The sequence below is a fragment of the Phaeobacter italicus genome (assembly GCF_001258055.1).
Taxonomy (GTDB): domain Bacteria; phylum Pseudomonadota; class Alphaproteobacteria; order Rhodobacterales; family Rhodobacteraceae; genus Phaeobacter; species Phaeobacter italicus.
Map to the genome: position 1 here is coordinate 674,454 of NZ_CVRM01000011.1, position 15,410 is coordinate 689,863.

Annotated in this window: 17 protein-coding genes; 13 read left to right on the forward strand and 4 right to left on the reverse strand. The window is 58.5% G+C overall.

What is annotated here, in order from left to right:
* Positions 1-20 precede the first annotated feature (20 nt).
* The 4 genes from NIT7645_RS06435 to NIT7645_RS06450 all read left to right on the forward strand — a co-directional run bounded on the left by NIT7645_RS06435 (position 21) and on the right by NIT7645_RS06450 (position 4,135).
* Entirely contained in the window at positions 21-560 is a 540-nt protein-coding gene (locus tag NIT7645_RS06435) for a GNAT family N-acetyltransferase (RefSeq protein WP_037302379.1), read from the forward strand.
* Positions 561-666: 106 nt separating this feature from the next.
* Positions 667-1,701, forward strand: a complete 1,035-nt coding sequence (obgE, locus tag NIT7645_RS06440) for a GTPase ObgE (protein WP_008562209.1) — start codon at positions 667-669, stop codon at positions 1,699-1,701.
* Positions 1,689-2,795 carry a glutamate 5-kinase gene (gene proB, locus NIT7645_RS06445; protein WP_008559711.1) on the forward strand — a complete coding sequence of 369 codons (1,107 nt, stop codon included), beginning with the start codon at positions 1,689-1,691 and terminating at the stop codon, positions 2,793-2,795. Before obgE ends, proB begins: the two co-directional genes overlap by 13 nt.
* Before the next feature lie 74 nt (positions 2,796-2,869).
* Positions 2,870-4,135: a glutamate-5-semialdehyde dehydrogenase gene (locus tag NIT7645_RS06450; RefSeq protein ID WP_008562223.1), complete on the forward strand. Its 1,266-nt coding sequence runs from the start codon at positions 2,870-2,872 to the stop codon at positions 4,133-4,135.
* 77 nt (positions 4,136-4,212) lie between these two features.
* On the opposite strand, the gene NIT7645_RS06455 is transcribed toward NIT7645_RS06450, so the two are convergent.
* Positions 4,213-4,809, reverse strand: coding sequence for a histidine phosphotransferase family protein (locus NIT7645_RS06455; protein ID WP_008562428.1), 597 nt, complete (start codon positions 4,807-4,809; stop codon positions 4,213-4,215).
* Between the two features lie 28 nt (positions 4,810-4,837).
* Between NIT7645_RS06455 and NIT7645_RS06460 the strand changes: the two genes are divergently transcribed.
* The 5 genes from NIT7645_RS06460 to tsf all read left to right on the forward strand — a co-directional run bounded on the left by NIT7645_RS06460 (position 4,838) and on the right by tsf (position 8,641).
* Positions 4,838-5,023 (forward strand): DUF3553 domain-containing protein, encoded by a 186-nt coding sequence (locus NIT7645_RS06460; RefSeq protein WP_008561317.1) that lies wholly within the window; start codon positions 4,838-4,840, stop codon positions 5,021-5,023.
* A gap of 105 nt (positions 5,024-5,128) precedes the next feature.
* On the forward strand, positions 5,129-5,890 hold the full coding sequence (gene olsB / locus NIT7645_RS06465) for an L-ornithine N(alpha)-acyltransferase (protein WP_050686365.1): 762 nt from the start codon (positions 5,129-5,131) through the stop codon (positions 5,888-5,890).
* Positions 5,887-6,723 (forward strand): lyso-ornithine lipid O-acyltransferase, encoded by an 837-nt coding sequence (gene olsA / locus NIT7645_RS06470; protein WP_008560646.1) that lies wholly within the window; start codon positions 5,887-5,889, stop codon positions 6,721-6,723. The genes olsB and olsA overlap by 4 nt, the downstream gene beginning before the upstream one ends.
* Before the next feature lie 198 nt (positions 6,724-6,921).
* Entirely contained in the window at positions 6,922-7,689 is a 768-nt protein-coding gene (rpsB, locus tag NIT7645_RS06475) for a 30S ribosomal protein S2 (RefSeq protein ID WP_050686368.1), read from the forward strand.
* Positions 7,690-7,765: 76 nt separating this feature from the next.
* Positions 7,766-8,641, forward strand: a complete 876-nt coding sequence (tsf, locus tag NIT7645_RS06480) for a translation elongation factor Ts (protein WP_008561467.1) — start codon at positions 7,766-7,768, stop codon at positions 8,639-8,641.
* Between the two features lie 418 nt (positions 8,642-9,059).
* Here tsf and NIT7645_RS06485 read toward each other — a convergent pair whose 3' ends face one another.
* From NIT7645_RS06485 to NIT7645_RS06495, 3 genes are all read right to left on the reverse strand, one after another.
* Positions 9,060-9,818 carry a LuxR family transcriptional regulator gene (locus tag NIT7645_RS06485; protein ID WP_008561551.1) on the reverse strand — a complete coding sequence of 253 codons (759 nt, stop codon included), beginning with the start codon at positions 9,816-9,818 and terminating at the stop codon, positions 9,060-9,062.
* Positions 9,815-10,264, reverse strand: coding sequence for a type II 3-dehydroquinate dehydratase (gene aroQ / locus NIT7645_RS06490; protein ID WP_050686462.1), 450 nt, complete (start codon positions 10,262-10,264; stop codon positions 9,815-9,817). Before aroQ ends, NIT7645_RS06485 begins: the two co-directional genes overlap by 4 nt.
* Before the next feature lie 203 nt (positions 10,265-10,467).
* Positions 10,468-11,466, reverse strand: coding sequence for an NADPH:quinone oxidoreductase family protein (locus tag NIT7645_RS06495; protein ID WP_050686370.1), 999 nt, complete (start codon positions 11,464-11,466; stop codon positions 10,468-10,470).
* Positions 11,467-11,628: 162 nt separating this feature from the next.
* Between NIT7645_RS06495 and NIT7645_RS06500 the strand changes: the two genes are divergently transcribed.
* The 4 genes from NIT7645_RS06500 (at position 11,629) to NIT7645_RS06515 (ending at position 15,410) form a co-directional block, all read left to right on the forward strand.
* Entirely contained in the window at positions 11,629-12,654 is a 1,026-nt protein-coding gene (locus NIT7645_RS06500; protein WP_050686464.1) for an NAD(P)H-dependent flavin oxidoreductase, read from the forward strand.
* The gene (locus NIT7645_RS06505) at positions 12,651-13,679 is read left to right on the forward strand and encodes a phosphotransferase family protein (RefSeq protein WP_008562578.1); all 1,029 of its coding nucleotides are present in this window, start codon (positions 12,651-12,653) and stop codon (positions 13,677-13,679) included. The genes NIT7645_RS06500 and NIT7645_RS06505 overlap by 4 nt, the downstream gene beginning before the upstream one ends.
* 51 nt (positions 13,680-13,730) lie before the next feature.
* Positions 13,731-14,522 (forward strand): IclR family transcriptional regulator, encoded by a 792-nt coding sequence (locus NIT7645_RS06510; RefSeq protein ID WP_008559201.1) that lies wholly within the window; start codon positions 13,731-13,733, stop codon positions 14,520-14,522.
* Between the two features lie 129 nt (positions 14,523-14,651).
* The gene (locus NIT7645_RS06515) at positions 14,652-15,410 is read left to right on the forward strand and encodes an enoyl-CoA hydratase/isomerase family protein (protein WP_037302374.1); all 759 of its coding nucleotides are present in this window, start codon (positions 14,652-14,654) and stop codon (positions 15,408-15,410) included.

Sequence of the window (15,410 nt, forward strand, 5' to 3'; positions counted from 1 at the left end):
TCTTCGAGAGGAGCGAGGACATGAGTTTGGATGAGAGTGTTATGGAACAGAAGGTCATTGATGCCGGTCGCTTTGTGCTACGCCCGCTGCGCAAATCCGATGAGGGGCTGATTGCGCATTACGTCAGCGACGAACGCGTGGCTCGGATGACCAGCGCCATTCCCCATCCGCTCCCGCCCGGAGCGATCGAGGCCTTTGTGACACGCGCGATGGATCCCACCCGTGAAGAGGATGTCTGGGCCATCGACAGCACGTCCGAAGGTGGTGAAGAGCTGAAGGGCATCATCAGCCTCAAACGGCTGGACCGTGACCAAAGCGAGGTTGGCTATTGGATCGCTCCGGTGTTTTGGAACAACGGCCTGGCTTCGGCGGCGTTGCAGACACTTGTCGAAACCAACCCACAGAATTGCAGCACGCTGTTTGCGACGGCCTTTCAGGACAACCCGGCCGCAGCGCGCGTGCTGACGCATTGCGGGTTTGAATACCTCGGTGATGCCGAAACATACTCCGTTGCGCGCGATGCCACGGTTCCAACCTGGACCTACAGCCGAAAACTCTGATTGGCGCGCCGCAGCGTTTGCGTTAAGTCGGGGCAACCGGCCCAAGTTTGGGCCAGCCCCAAATCACCCTGCCGTACAGCGGTAGGATCATCAGCAAGGAGCTGACATGAAATTCCTCGATCTGGCCAAAGTCTACATTCGCTCCGGTTCGGGCGGGAACGGCTGCGTCAGCTTTCGCCGCGAAAAGTTTATGGAATACGGTGGTCCCGATGGTGGCGACGGCGGCCGGGGTGGATCTGTCTGGGTTGAGGTGACTGAGGGGCTCAATACCCTCATCGACTTCCGTTACCAGCAGCATTTCTTTGCCAAAAACGGCCAGTCCGGCATGGGCCGTCAGCGCACCGGCAAGGATGGCGATGACATCGTTCTGCGGGTTCCTGTCGGCACAGAAATCATGGACGAAGATCAGGAAACCGTACTGGCGGACCTGACCGAGGTTGGCGAGCGTTTTCTGTTGGCCAAGGGTGGCAACGGCGGCTTTGGCAACCTGCATTTCAAAAGCGCGACCAACCAGGCGCCGCGGCGTGCAAACCCCGGTCAGGAAGGCATCGATCGCACCATTTGGCTGCGGCTGAAGCTGATCGCGGATGTGGGCCTTTTGGGTCTGCCGAACGCAGGCAAATCCACGTTCCTGTCTGCGACCTCCAACGCGCGGCCAAAGATCGCTGACTATCCCTTTACCACGCTGCACCCCAACCTTGGCGTTGTCGGCATTGATGGCGTTGAATTTGTGGTTGCCGACATTCCCGGCCTGATTGCCGGCGCCCATGAGGGGCGTGGTATCGGCGACCGTTTCCTTGGTCATGTGGAACGCTGCGCTGTGCTCTTGCATCTGGTTGATGGCACATCGGATACCGTTGCCGAGGATTACGAGACCATCATCAACGAGCTGGAAGCCTACGGCGGGGAGCTGGCTGACAAGCCGCGCATTACCGCGCTGAACAAGGTGGACAGCCTTGATGACGAAGAGCGCGCCGCCGCAAAAGCAGAGCTGGAAGCCGCAGTTGGCGGCCCAGTCTTCATGATGTCGGGCGTGAGCCGTGAAGGGCTGAACGAGGTTCTGCGGGCGATGCGGACCGAGATCGACGAGGATCGTCTGCGTCAGAAACCTCAGGAGGAGCAGGGCTCTTGGCAACCCTGAGCGATGCGAAACGCGTTGTCGTAAAGATCGGCTCGGCCCTTTTGGTCGACCGGTCAACCGGCACATTGCGGGCGTCTTGGCTGCATGCATTGGCCGAGGACGTGGCGTGGCTCAAGGGGATGGGCAAGGATGTGATCCTTGTTTCGTCGGGCTCTATCGCGCTGGGGCGCGGCGCCCTTGGTCTGCCGTCGCAGGATCTGCCGCTTGAACAATCGCAGGCCGCGGCTGCGGTGGGCCAGATCCGGCTTGCCCGCGCTTACGAAGAGGCTCTGGCCCCGCATGACATCACGACCGCGCAGGTTCTTGTTACGCTGGAAGACAGCGAAAACCGGCGCCGGTATCTCAATTCGCGCGCAACACTTGAGACGCTGATTGGACTGGGCGTCGTGCCCATCGTCAACGAAAACGACACCATCGCGACCGATGAAATTCGCTATGGCGACAACGACCGCCTGGCCGCGCAGGTCGCGGTGACGGTCGGCGCAGATGCGTTGATCCTGTTGTCGGATGTTGATGGGTTCTACACCGCCAATCCGGTTCTGGATCCCAGCGCCCGCCGCTATGACCAGATTGATGTGATCACGCCTGAGATTGAGGCAATGGCCGGGGATGGTGTTTCCGGGCTGTCCAAAGGGGGCATGATCACCAAGCTGCTGGCAGCCAAGATGGCGACGGCGGCTGGCTGCGCTATGGCAATCACAGAAGGTTCGCCTGATAACCCTCTGAAAATGCTGGAAAACGGTGCTGCGTGCACATGGTTCACAGCGCAGGACGATCCCCATCTTGCCCGCAAACGCTGGATCGCGGCAATGAAAACGCGTGGCGTATTGGCTGTTGATGCCGGCGCTGCAAAGGCGCTGCTGAACGGCAACAGCCTTTTGCCTGCTGGTATTTTGCATATCGAAGGAGACTTTGGCCGCGGTGATCCGCTGGCCATCCTGGGCCCAGACGGGCGGAAATTGGGGCAGGGGCTCAGCCGGTATACGTCGGAAGAGGCCGCTGCCATCCGGGGCTGCCAGTCGAGCGAGATCGAGGCAATTCTGGGCTATGCCGGGCGCGCGGCTGTCATCCATCGCGATGATATGGCGCTGTGAGCGGTTTCCGTGATAGGGCTGTCCCAGCCTGACCACCGACGGTGGCGAATTGGGTCCAACAAGGGTTTCTAAGAATGACTGACGCACAAGATATTGCCGCGTTGATGGCCGACATCGGCAAACGTGCAAAGCAGGCGGCTGCAAAACTGGCTACAGCATCCGCAGATTGCAAAGAAAAAGCACTGAATGCCGCAGCAGATGCTGTTTGGGCCAACCGCGCGGACATTATGGCGGAGAACGCCAAGGATCTGGAATTTGGCCGCAACAAGGGCCTGTCGCCCGCAATGATGGATCGCCTTGCCCTGGATGAAGAGCGCATTGGCGGCATCGTCGCGGGTCTGCGTGCGGTTGGAGCTCAAGCTGATCCTGTTGGCGAGGTGCTGGCGGAATGGACGCAGCCCTCTGGTCTGAACATTCAGCGGGTGCGTACACCGCTTGGCGTTATTGGTGTGATCTACGAAAGCCGACCGAACGTGACCGCCGATGCCGGCGCGCTGTGCCTGAAATCGGGCAACGCGGTGATCTTGCGGGGCGGGTCAGAGAGCTTTCACTCCAGCCAGGCCATTCACCGCTGTCTCGTCGAAGGGCTGCGCGCGGCGGATCTGCCGGAGGATGCAGTGCAACTGGTGCCAACGCGGGACCGTGCAGCGGTGCAGTGCCTGCTGACCATGACGGACACGGTGGATGTGATTGTGCCCCGTGGTGGCAAGGGGTTGGTTGGTCTCGTCCAGCGTGAAGCCCGTGTGCCGGTCTTTGCGCATTTGGAGGGGATTGTGCATATCTACCTCGACAAGGCTGCAGATCCGCAAAAGGCGCTGGATGTCGTGCTGAACGCAAAGACCCGCCGCACCGGGATTTGTGGTGCTGCCGAATGTCTCCTGATCCATCGCGAAATTGCAGCGACGCTCGGTGCAGAGGTGCTGGCAGCGCTCGCGGCAGCCGGGGTCGAAATTCGCGCCGAAAGTGGCCTGCCGGGGCCCGACGGAATGGTCGCTGCAAATGCGGATGATTGGGGGCGGGAATACCTGGATTCCATCATCGCGGCCAAGCAGGTGGACAGCATTGATGATGCGATTGCCCACATCCGAACCCATCACTCGCAGCACACCGACTGCATCATCACCGAGGACGGTCGCGCGGTAGAACAGTTCTTTGCCGAGCTGGACAGTGCCATCCTGATGCACAATGCCTCAACCCAGTTCGCAGATGGCGGGGAATTTGGCATGGGTGCAGAGATCGGGATCGCAACTGGCAAAATGCATGCGCGCGGGCCTGTTGGTGCGGCACAACTGACCAGTTTTAAGTATCTTGTGCGTGGCAACGGCGCCGTACGGGCCTAACACCACGCAACGGATGAACATGAAAAAGGCGTCGCAAGAGATTGCGGCGCCTTGATTTTTTCCAGTTTCGTGAAGCGTCAGAAGTGAATGGTCACACGTTCAAGCGTCTGTTCCACCCGAACTGTGCGGCCCAAGTCGCGCGCGGCCTCCGGCAGCATAGCAAACTGGACCAGCGCGGGTGTCACTGTTGCAGATGAGCTGCCACCACTTACACGGGCCCAAAGTTCGTCATCGATGTTCAACTTGCTCCCCTCGCCAATGACGGTCCATTTGCCATCTGCGCAGAGGATATTGACGTTGCCGCCGTAGGGCAGTCCGGTTTCAAGGCAAAGACCAGCCAAAAGCGCCAGACGCACCTCAGCGCGGGTTGCGGGTTCCTGCGGTGTCCATTGGTATTTCAAACGGCCACCCTTGGAGATGTCCTCGAGCACGGAAACCACCTCGGCCCGGCTGATCTGCTGTTCGCTGGCCGCGCCAAAGGCGATGCGGAAAAACCGGATCCTGGCGTTTGCATTCGCCACGCTGTCAGAGATCAGTTCCAGCTCGGGACCGGACATGTCGCCGGACATTCCAAGCAGCTCCAATCCGTTGTTGATCGCGCCGATCGGGCTGATCAGGTCGTGGCAGATGCGCGACCCTACCAAAGCCGCGAGATTAGCGTTATCTACAGACATATCTTTCCTCCGAATTGGGCCTTCACGCATGAACGACCTCAACGCCATACTTGCCCCTGGAATGCTTGTGACCCATCCAAACCACCCCGAATGGGGCAAGGGACAGGTGCAATCGAACGCAGGCGGCAGGATCACCGTCAATTTCCCCGATCAGGGAAAAGTGGTGTTCAACAGCGCCCAGGTGGCCCTTATTCCAGTCTTTGATCCGTCATAAGCATTTATGAACGGTTAACAAGCTATCGAAAATTTGAACCAAACTTGCACATGGCCTGCCTTATCGGCTAGCTGCGCGCAAGGCAAATCAGCTTTGGGCGGTTTTATGTCAACGCAATCCCCTCAATTTCAGGTCACCTTGGCCAGAACTGACGACGACCTGCGCGCAGCTCAGGCGTTGCGCTACGCAGTTTTTGTGCGCGAGCTGGGTGGCAGCGGAGAGATGGTTGACCATCAGGCCGGGCTAGAGCGGGATCGGTTCGATCCCTACTGTGACCATCTCTTGCTGCGGGATTTGAAACGCGCAGAGGTCGTGGGTGTTTACCGGGTTCTGCGATCGGATCAGGCCGCGCAGGCGGGGCAGTTCTACTCAGCCGATGAATATGATCTGTCGGCCCTTGTTCAGTCCGGTCGCAAGCTGTTGGAACTGGGGCGATCCTGTCTTCACCCCGAATATCGCGGCGGCATGGCGATGTTCCACCTTTGGTCGGCTCTTGCGGAATATGTCGCAGCCCATGACATCGAAGTCCTGTTTGGCGTTGCCAGTTTTCACGGCACAGACGTGGGACCGCTCTCTGATGCGCTGTCGATGCTGCATCACAACCACCTGGCCCCAGAAGAGCTGCGTCCGGTCGCAAAAACATACCAAGCAATGGATCTGATGCCCAAGGAGGCCGTTGATCGGCGCAAGGCGATGCTGGACACGCCTGCCTTGATAAAGGCGTATCTGCGTCTTGGTGGGGTTGTGGGGGATGGCGCTTATGTCGACCACGCCTTTAACACCACGGATGTCTGTCTGGTTCTTGATACCGCCAAGATGAACGAGCGCCAGCGTCGGATTTATGAGGGTGGGCGAAACTCCGCATGAGCACCTGGAACGACGAACAAACCCCCGACGCGCCGCGGATAACGGCCTTGGGGTGGGTCCTGGTGGGGGTGCGCGGGCTGGCCCTGGGAATGTTGGTGTTTGGCGGCCTATTGGTTCTGCTGCTGATACGTCTGGTAGAGCGGCCGGTTTTCGGGCTGCACAGGCCAGTGACGCCCTTCATCACACAGTTTGTCTGCCGCAATGCGTTCCGCATTCTGGGAATGGGGTTTGAGACAAGGGGCAAGCTGATGGCAGAGCGGGGCGCAGTGGTCGCGAACCATACGTCCTGGCTTGATATCTTTGCCCTGAACGCGCGCAAACGGATCTATTTCGTTTCAAAGGCAGAGGTGGCCAATTGGCCCGGCATCGGATGGCTTGCACGAGCGACGGGGACCGTTTTTATCAAACGTGACGCCCGCGAGGCCCGCAACCAGACCGTGCTGTTTCAGCAGCGCCTGATGGCTGGCCACAAGTTGCTGTTTTTCCCGGAAGGGACATCGACCGACGGGCTGCGGGTGCTGCCATTCAAGACCACTTTGTTTGCGGCGTTCTTTCATCCCACCCTGCGGGATGAGATCTCGGTCCAGCCAGTATCGGTGGTATTCCTGCCGCCCAAGGGGGGCGATCGGAATTTCTATGGCTGGTGGGGAGACATGGATTTTGCCAGCCATTTGCTGCAGACCTTGGCGTCGCCGCGGCAGGGTCGGGTGGTTCTGACCTATCACCCTGCGTTGAAGGTTGCTGATTTTGCAGACCGCAAGGCATTGGCGGCGGCCTGTGAGGGGGCGGTCCGCAAGGGACATGAGGCGATTTGGGCCGAACGTCAGCCCTGATTTCCCACCAAATGGTGGGTCTGGGTCAGCTTGGTCCTTTTAGGCCTTGCGCATCTCTCCCAGCTGACTTATACGCGCGCCATTCAATCCGCAGGTGGGGATTGGCCTGTCCGGGGGAGACATCCCCGGTAGACCGCCGGTTGGAGCATCCGCTCTGAGACCCCCGCCAAGGCACGAAACCGGAAAAGGAAAAGATACATGGCTCTTCCCGAGTTCACCATGCGTCAGCTGCTTGAAGCAGGCGTACACTTTGGTCACCAAACCCAGCGCTGGAACCCGCGCATGGCACCTTTCATCTACGGTGCGCGCAACGGCATCCACATCATGGACCTGACCCAAACCGTTCCCATGCTGGACCAGGCTCTGACCGCTGTCCGTGACACCGTTGCAAAAGGCGGCCGCGTTCTGTTCGTTGGCACCAAGCGCCAGGCAGCTGGACCGATCGCAGAAGCCGCTGAGAAATCCGCTCAGTACTTCATGAACCACCGCTGGCTGGGCGGCACGCTGACCAACTGGAAAACCGTTTCCCAGTCGATCCAGCGTCTGAAAGACATCGACGAGCGCATGGCATCCGGCGCCGAAGGCCTGACCAAGAAAGAGCGTCTGGGCATGGAGCGTGACCAGGAGAAGCTGCAAGCGTCTCTGGGTGGTATCAGCGAAATGGGCGGTGTTCCGGATCTGCTGTTCGTCATCGACGTGAAAAAAGAAGCGCTGGCCATCGCAGAAGCCAACAAACTGGGTATCCCGGTTGTGGCTGTTGTTGACACCAACTGCTCCCCCGAGGGCGTTGACTACATCATCCCCGGCAACGACGACGCGGCACGCGCAATCGCGCTGTACTGTGATCTGGTCGCTCGCGCCGCTCTGGACGGCATGACCGCCCAGCTGGGTGCTGCAGGCGTTGACCTGGGTGCTCTGGAAGAAGCGCCGGAAGAAGAGGCTGTTGCGGCTGAAGCCGACGCCTGATCTTCGTGTCATCGATTTGACATGAGGGGCAGGGTAGACCTGCCCCAAACCGTATTTGACTTGAGGAGAGCCTAAGATGGCAATCACTGCAGCAATGGTGAAAGAACTGCGCGAATCCACCGGCGCAGGCATGATGGACGCGAAAAAAGCACTGGTCGAAAACGACGGCAACATGGAAGCCGCTGTTGACTGGCTGCGCACCAAGGGTCTCGCAAAAGCAGCCAAGAAATCTGGCCGTACCGCGGCTGAAGGTCTGGTCGCAGTTGTCGTCGAAGGCGGCAAAGGTGTTGCTGTTGAAGTGAACTCCGAAACCGACTTCGTTGCGAAAAACGCGGACTTCCAGGAAATGGTGTCCAGCATTGCAAAAGCAGCTCTGTCTGTTGACGACGTTGACGCGCTGAAAGCGGCTGACCTGGGCGGCAAGACCGTCGAAGCAACCATCACCGACAAAATCGCCACCATCGGCGAAAACATGTCCGTCCGTCGCATGGCGTCGATCGAAGGCACCAACGTTGTGTCCTACGTCCACAATGCTGCAACCGCAGGCATGGGCAAGATCGGTGTTCTCGTTGCAATGGAAGGTGGCGACGAAGCCATCGGCAAGCAGATCGCAATGCACATCGCAGCTGTGAACCCTGCCGCTCTGTCCGAAGCTGATCTGGACGCATCTGTCGTCGAGAAAGAAAAGCAGGTTCAGATGGACATCGCGCGCGAGTCCGGCAAGCCTGAGCAGGTCATCGAAAAGATGATCGTTGGCCGCATGAAGAAGTTCGTTGCTGAATCCACCCTGCTGAACCAGCAGTTCGTTGTGAACCCGGACCTGACCGTTGAAGCGGCTGCAAAAGAAGCAGGCGCAACCATCACCGGTTTCGTGCGTCTGGAAGTCGGCGAAGGCATCGAAGTCGAAAAAGAAGACTTCGCTGCTGAAGTGGCAAAAGCTGCTCAGGGCTAAGTCTTTTCGACTTATGTTTTGATGGGGCCGGTGATCCGCGGGATCACCGGCCTTTTTCATGTGTGATGTGCGCCTGAGAAATTCGGCTGAGAGATCCGGCCGCGAGACACAAAAGGTGGATACTAAGAAGGTGGATACGAAAAAGGGCCCTTACCCAAACGGATAAGAGCCCCAAAATCATGCCGGCACTTGCGTCGAAGAATAGACGTAGCCACCGGACAGGTCTGAGCGCCTTGCAATTCCAAGGATCATACCCTGCAGTCCCAGGCCAAAGCCCCACTCACGGAACATGTTAAGTATGCCTATAAATTGGGCGGGATGGAAGTCATGAATTCCATACCAATTCAAATTTTCGCAAACGAATTGGTGCGGTAAAACTATTGATAATTACGCCGGTATTGCACGCCCTAAAGAAAACTCACTCGTTTTCCATAGTGTACATCTGGTTGTGCAGCGCTGCCTTGAGGACCGCGTGGGCGGTGGTTTCCACCGACAGGGCCTCGCGTGCGAGGCGGAGGTGCTTTTCGACCGTTGCTGTGGTCAGCCCCATCAAAACGGCAATGTCCTGGGTCGTCTTGCCATCCCCAACCCATTGCAACGCTTCGCGCTGACGGCGGGTCAGGCTGCGATTGGGAGGCTGATAGGGCAGGGTCAGGATCTTGAGATGGGCCATGTTGTTCATCAAGGTGATATCGCGGCCGTGTTCGCGCCAGATGTCCTCGACATCATCCTGGTTGAGCCCATCGCAGGCAGCGAGCGAAATCGCCCCCTTGAAGCGGTCGGAGGAGGAGTTGAAGCTCACCGTGTAGCCGGCGGTAACACCATGTTTTGCATTGAATTCCAGCACCTTCTGCGCACTCTCTGAGAGCCCGCCATTGCTGATTTGGTCCTGCACGAGGGTCCAGCTTCCGGGGCCGTCGTTTTCCAGCGCCCAATGCAGCATCGGGGCGTCGAAATAAAGCCCGGAATTCACGAACCCTTCGACGTATTCGCTGCAATGGTTGGACAGGATGACGAAATCCTCAGGATCGCCCAGAGAGGTCTTAGTTTTTTGGCGGGTATAGCCGTAGAGAAGCTTGTCGAATTTATAGTCGCCCATTTGGCGCACATGTTCGAGCCAAAGCTCCTCAAGGGTTTTGGCCGCACAGATAAAATCGAGGTAGGCGCGCAGTTTCATCCGTATGTCGCGGGATTGAGATGTGCCCTGAGCGCATCCAGCGCCATAAGATAGCCCTGCGAGCCAAAGCCGCAGATCTGCCCCAACGCCGCTTTTGAAATATAGGACGTATGGCGAAAGGACTCGCGTGCGTGGATGTTGGAGAGATGAACTTCGACCACGGGCAGCTCGACGGAGTAGATCGCATCCATCAGGGCGATCGACGTATGGGTGTAAGCACCGGCGTTAAGGATCACCGCGTCATAGACGCCTTTCGCCGCGTGAATGGCATCAAGGAGCACACCTTCGTGGTTGGACTGCATGCAGGTGACCTCCATGCCGACCTGCTTGCCGTAGGCAACGCAGCGCTCTTCGACCATCGTGAGGGTCTCGCTGCCGTAGACCTCTGGCTGGCGCGTGCCAAGAAGGTTCAGGTTCGGACCATTCATGACGAGGATCTTATGCATTTTGTGGTCCTGCTCTGGTGACATTGCCTGTGACCGGATCAGGAGCGCTGTCTTTGGTCGCGGCGGTTGGTTTTATGATGAGTTGACGGTGAAGCCGATGACGGCTCCCTTCGTTTCCTCACGTAATACCCTCATATTGATAAGTATTTCTACTATCTTTGCAAGCGCGCAGTGCGCAATCCGACCGTAATGAAGGGGGGGGCTTACTGATCGTTTACCATGACCACCTTGCCCATGACCTGCCTGTTTTGCATCTCTTCCAACACTTTTGCTGCGTCTTTCATCGGGTGGGTCGCGTGGATCAGGGGTTTGACCTGCCCACTTGCGTATAGATCGAACAGCGCCTGCATGTTGGCCTGATGGCCCTTTGGATCACGCTCCACCGCGGCGCCCCAGAACACACCTACAATCTGGCACCCCTTCAAAAGTGGCAGATTGAGCGGGATCTTGGGAATGCCGGCCGGAAAGCCGACAACCAGATATCGCCCCTGCCAGGCGATGGCGCGCAGCGCGGGTTCAGCATAAGAGCCCCCCACCGCGTCATAGATGACATCGACGCCAGCTTTCCCGGCCAGGGCCTTGATATTACGTGAGAAAGAGATCTGCTCTTCCTTGTCTGGGTTGCGTCCGTAAATCACCGTATCGTCGGCGCCAAGGGCCTTGCAGACCTCTGCCTTGCCCGCATCTGAGACCGCCGCGATCACACGGGCGCCGACCGCTTTGGCGATTTGGATGGCGGCGGTGCCGACCCCACCGGCGGCGCCAAGGATCAGAACGGTTTCGCCAGAACGCAACACCCCGCGTTCCATCAACGCGTGGTACGAGGTGCCATAGGTGAAAACGAACGCCGCGGCATCGGTGTCTGGCATCGCATCCGGGATACGCAGCGCATCTGCGGCGTCGATACAGATATGCGTTGCAAATCCACCATGGCCGCTCAGCGCCATGACGCGATCGCCAACGGCAAAATCGGTGACCTCTGGGCCGGTGCTGACCACCACACCTGCGATTTCCCCGCCAGGGGCAAACGGGCGCGGTGGTTTGAACTGGTAGAGGTCACGGATCATCAGTGTGTCAGGGTAGTTCACACCTGCGGCGCGGATCGCGACCAGTATCTGCGAGGGGCCAGATTCTGGCGTTTGGGCCTCCGCCCACTCCAGTGTTTCCGGGCCTCCGGGCGTGATCGAGAGCATGGCGTGCATTGGCATTTCCCTGTGCAAACACCCGCCGCGCGGGCCATATGACGTGAAGTCTTCTGCGCAGATGCCCCGTTGTCAACGAAATTGCGAAATGTAAGTCTGCTATGCAAAAGAGCTGTGCGCCAAGCGGCGCATATGTCAGAAGTGCAGGGTAAGGTGTTGATTATGAAGGCTTTGGAATTCACGCAGGCTGGTCAGGCGATGCCGGACGCCCTGCAAAAACTGCGGCTACCTTTGTTCGGTGCGCCGCTTTTCATCATTTCAAACCCTGATCTGGTGATCGCCCAGTGCAAGGCCGGGATCGTGGGATCCTTCCCTGCGCTCAATGCGCGCGAGCAGGAGGGAGAGCCTCCGTTGCTGGAGAGTTGGCTGGAACGGATCACGGAGGAGCTCGACCGATACAACCAGGCCAACCCCGACACCCCGGCGGCGCCATTCGCCGTGAATCAGATCGTCCATCGCTCCAATGCCAGGCTAGAGCGTGACCTGGAAATCTGTCATCGCTGGAAAGTGCCGATCTGGATCACATCCCTTGGCGCGCGGCCCGAAGTGAATGACGCCGCGCATGATTGCGGCGGCGTTGTTCTGCATGATGTGATCAACGATAAATTTGCGCGCAAGGCCATCGAAAAAGGCGCGGATGGGTTGATCGCTGTTGCGGCTGGTGCTGGCGGGCACGCAGGTGTTTTGTCACCTTTCGCGCTCATTTCGGAAATACGGACGTGGTTTGAGGGGCCATTGGCCCTTTCCGGCGCGATTGCAAATGGCCGCTCGCTTTTGGCGGCGCGGGCGTTGGGGGCTGATTTCGGCTATGCGGGTTCCCCCTTTATCGCCACAAAGGAGGCCAACGCCGAAACTGCATATAAGCAGATGATCGTCGACAGCACCGCTGATGATATTGTTTATTCCTCATTTTTTACAGGGGTTTCAGGGAATTACCTCAAGCCATCAATCAAGGCTGCGGGGTTGGATCCGGATGATCTGCCCTCGGCGGATGCGAGCAAGATGAATTTTTCTGGCGGCTCCTCAAAGCCCAAAGCCTGGAAAGAAATCTGGGGGTCGGGTCAGGGGATTGGTGGCGTTACGGCCGTGAAGCCCGCCGCTGAATTGATTTCCGAAATCGACCAGGGCTACCGCGCGGCGTGCCGGTCCCTTGCTGCAGAGTTCGCAAACAACGAGGCGAACAGATGAGCAGAGCGCAAGGCATCGATTTGGACGCTGTTCAGCGCTATATGGCGGGCCGGCTCGCGGGGTTTGACAGCACCATCACAGCCGAGAAATTCCAGACGGGGCAATCAAACCCGACGTTTCTGATCACCACAAGTGCTGGAAACTATGTCCTGCGCCGGAAACCGGCGGGGGCGCTACTGAAATCTGCACATGCGGTGGACCGGGAATTTCGTGTGCAGTCCGCACTGTCAGGCAGTGATGTTCCGGTCGCGAAAGTCTATCACCTCTGCCAGGATCCAGAGGTGATAGGATCTGATTTTTATGTTATGGAACATGTCGTTGGCCGGAACTTCTCAGACCCTGTGATGGGCGATATTTCCCCTGCCGAGCGAGGCGCCGTGATAGAGGAAATGAGCCGCGTTCTGGCTGCGCTCCACGATGTGAAGATCGGCGAGGTCGGCCTGGAGGACTATGGCCCGCAAGGCAACTATTTCGCGCGCCAGCTTGGCCGTTGGAGCAAACAATACCGCGCAAGCGAGGTTGAGCCCATCGAGGACATGGATGCTCTTATCGCGGCGCTTGATGCTGATTTGCCAGAGGATGACGGGCAAAGCGGACTGGTGCATGGGGATTATCGGATCGACAACATGATCTTTGCGCCTGATGGTGCGGATTGTCGCGCGGTCCTGGACTGGGAGCTGTCCACACTGGGCCACCCTTTTGCAGATTTGGCCGGGGTCATCATGCAGTGGCAAATGCCACCAGGCCGCGAGGGGCGGGGCCTTGCGGGGGTGGACCGCGCGGCTTTGGGATTGCCGAGTGATGCAGAGTTCATCGATCGCTACTGCGCCCGCCGCGGTCTCGCAGGGATCGACAGGTTTGGCTATTATCTTGCCTTCAGCTTTTTCCGGATGGCTGCCATATTGCAAGGTGTCCGCAAAAGAGGGCTGGACGGAAACGCATCAAACCCAGAACATGCCGCAAGATTAGGGGCTTATGTGCCGGAGTTTGCGCGGGCGGGCCTGGCGGCATTGGCCAGGGCCTGAGGATAAAGGCAAAACATTCGCCGAGGGCACGTTGCGCAAGGACAGGCAGAAATGAGCGAAACCGAAGCAGATGCAGGCGGTGAAAAAGACCGGAATTTCGTCACCGCACTGGCGCGTGGCCTGGATGTTTTGCGGGCTTTTCGCCGCAATGAGCTGGAGCTGACGAATACCGATCTCGCAGAGCGGACGAACTTGCCCAAACCCACGGTATCGCGGCTGACCTATACGCTGTGTCAGCTGGGCTATCTGGTGCAGGATGAGCGATCCGGCAGCTATCGGCTGGGGGCAGGGGTGCTGCGTCTGGGCTATGGCGTTCTGGCGGGCATGGACATATCGGAGCGTGCGTCCCAAATACTGCGGGATCTGCGCAACGGGGAAAATTCCTATATTACCAGCGCGTTGGGAGAGGCACATCATGCAGATGTGATCTATATCGCGGTGCATCGCTCTCGCGAGGATGTCTCGCTTGCGGCCCATGTCGGGATGCGGTTGCCGTTGTTTTTCTCTGCAATTGGCCGCGCGGTTCTTGCGGGCATGTCCGCAGATCAGCAGGCAGAGGCGCTGGCCGTGGCAGACCGGCTTGACCCAACCAGCAGGCAGGCCCGTCAGGACAGCCTGGGACGGGCGCAGGAAGAATACACCTCGCGGGGGTTTTGCACCGGCTATGGTGACTGGCGCGAGGATGTGAATGGTATCGCCGTGCCGGTTGTTTCATTGAATGGAATGCGGGTTTACGGCCTGAATGTTGGCGGGCCTTCCTTTCATGTCAGCCGTCAAACCCTTGAAAACACGTATGCGGATCAACTGATATCGGCTGCCGAAACGCTCAGCATGAGGCCCTGATCTGCGCCTGGCAACGTGGGCTCCGTAGTAATACGGAGGCAAAAACGCTCGACCCGGCTGCGTGGCAGGCGCATGATGAATTGACTGCTCCGCCTTCAGAACCGGAGCCAATTGGAGACCAAGAATATTATGTCCGACAGTGAATGGATCACCCGCAAAGACCACGGCGGCGGTGTCTTTGAAATTCGGCTTGGCCGAGGCCCGGTCAACGCTTTGACGCCGGAATTTCTCAATCAAATCAAGGTAGAGTTTGACGCGATTGCGGTTGACCCGGACATTCGCGCCGTCATCCTGACGAGCCCGTTCAAGGTGTTTTCGGCCGGGATGGATTTGAAAGCCGCACGTGAATTTGACATTCCACGACAGCAGGCTGTTGTGCGCGGACTGAACGAGGCGTTTCTTGCGATCTATGCCTGTCCCAAACCTGTGGTCGCTGCCATCAATGGCGCTGCGATTGCGGGCGGCATGTTCTTTGTCCTTTGCAGTGATGTCAGGGTGGCCATGGCCAAGACCAAGTTCGGCCTTGCAGAAGTGCAGGTCGGTGTCGATTTCCCAGTTGGTCCGCTCGAAATTGCCCGTGCGACGCTGGATGGGAATATCGCGCGTCGTCTGATGCTGACAGGACAGACCATTGGTCCGATTGCGGCGCGCAATTTCAATCTGGTCGATATCATCGCAGACGACGCCGAGGATCTGATGGGATATGCCCTTAAAGAGGCCCGCACATTGGCCGAGCTGCCAGCGGGCGCCTTTGCCTCGATCAAGCGCCAGCTGCGCGGTGACACGATCACCAAGATTGAAACCGCGATGGCCGCAGGCGCAAACGAACCCGCAAATGGTTGGTTTACCGAAGAAACCGTCCCGGCCATGACCAAGGTGATCGGCTGA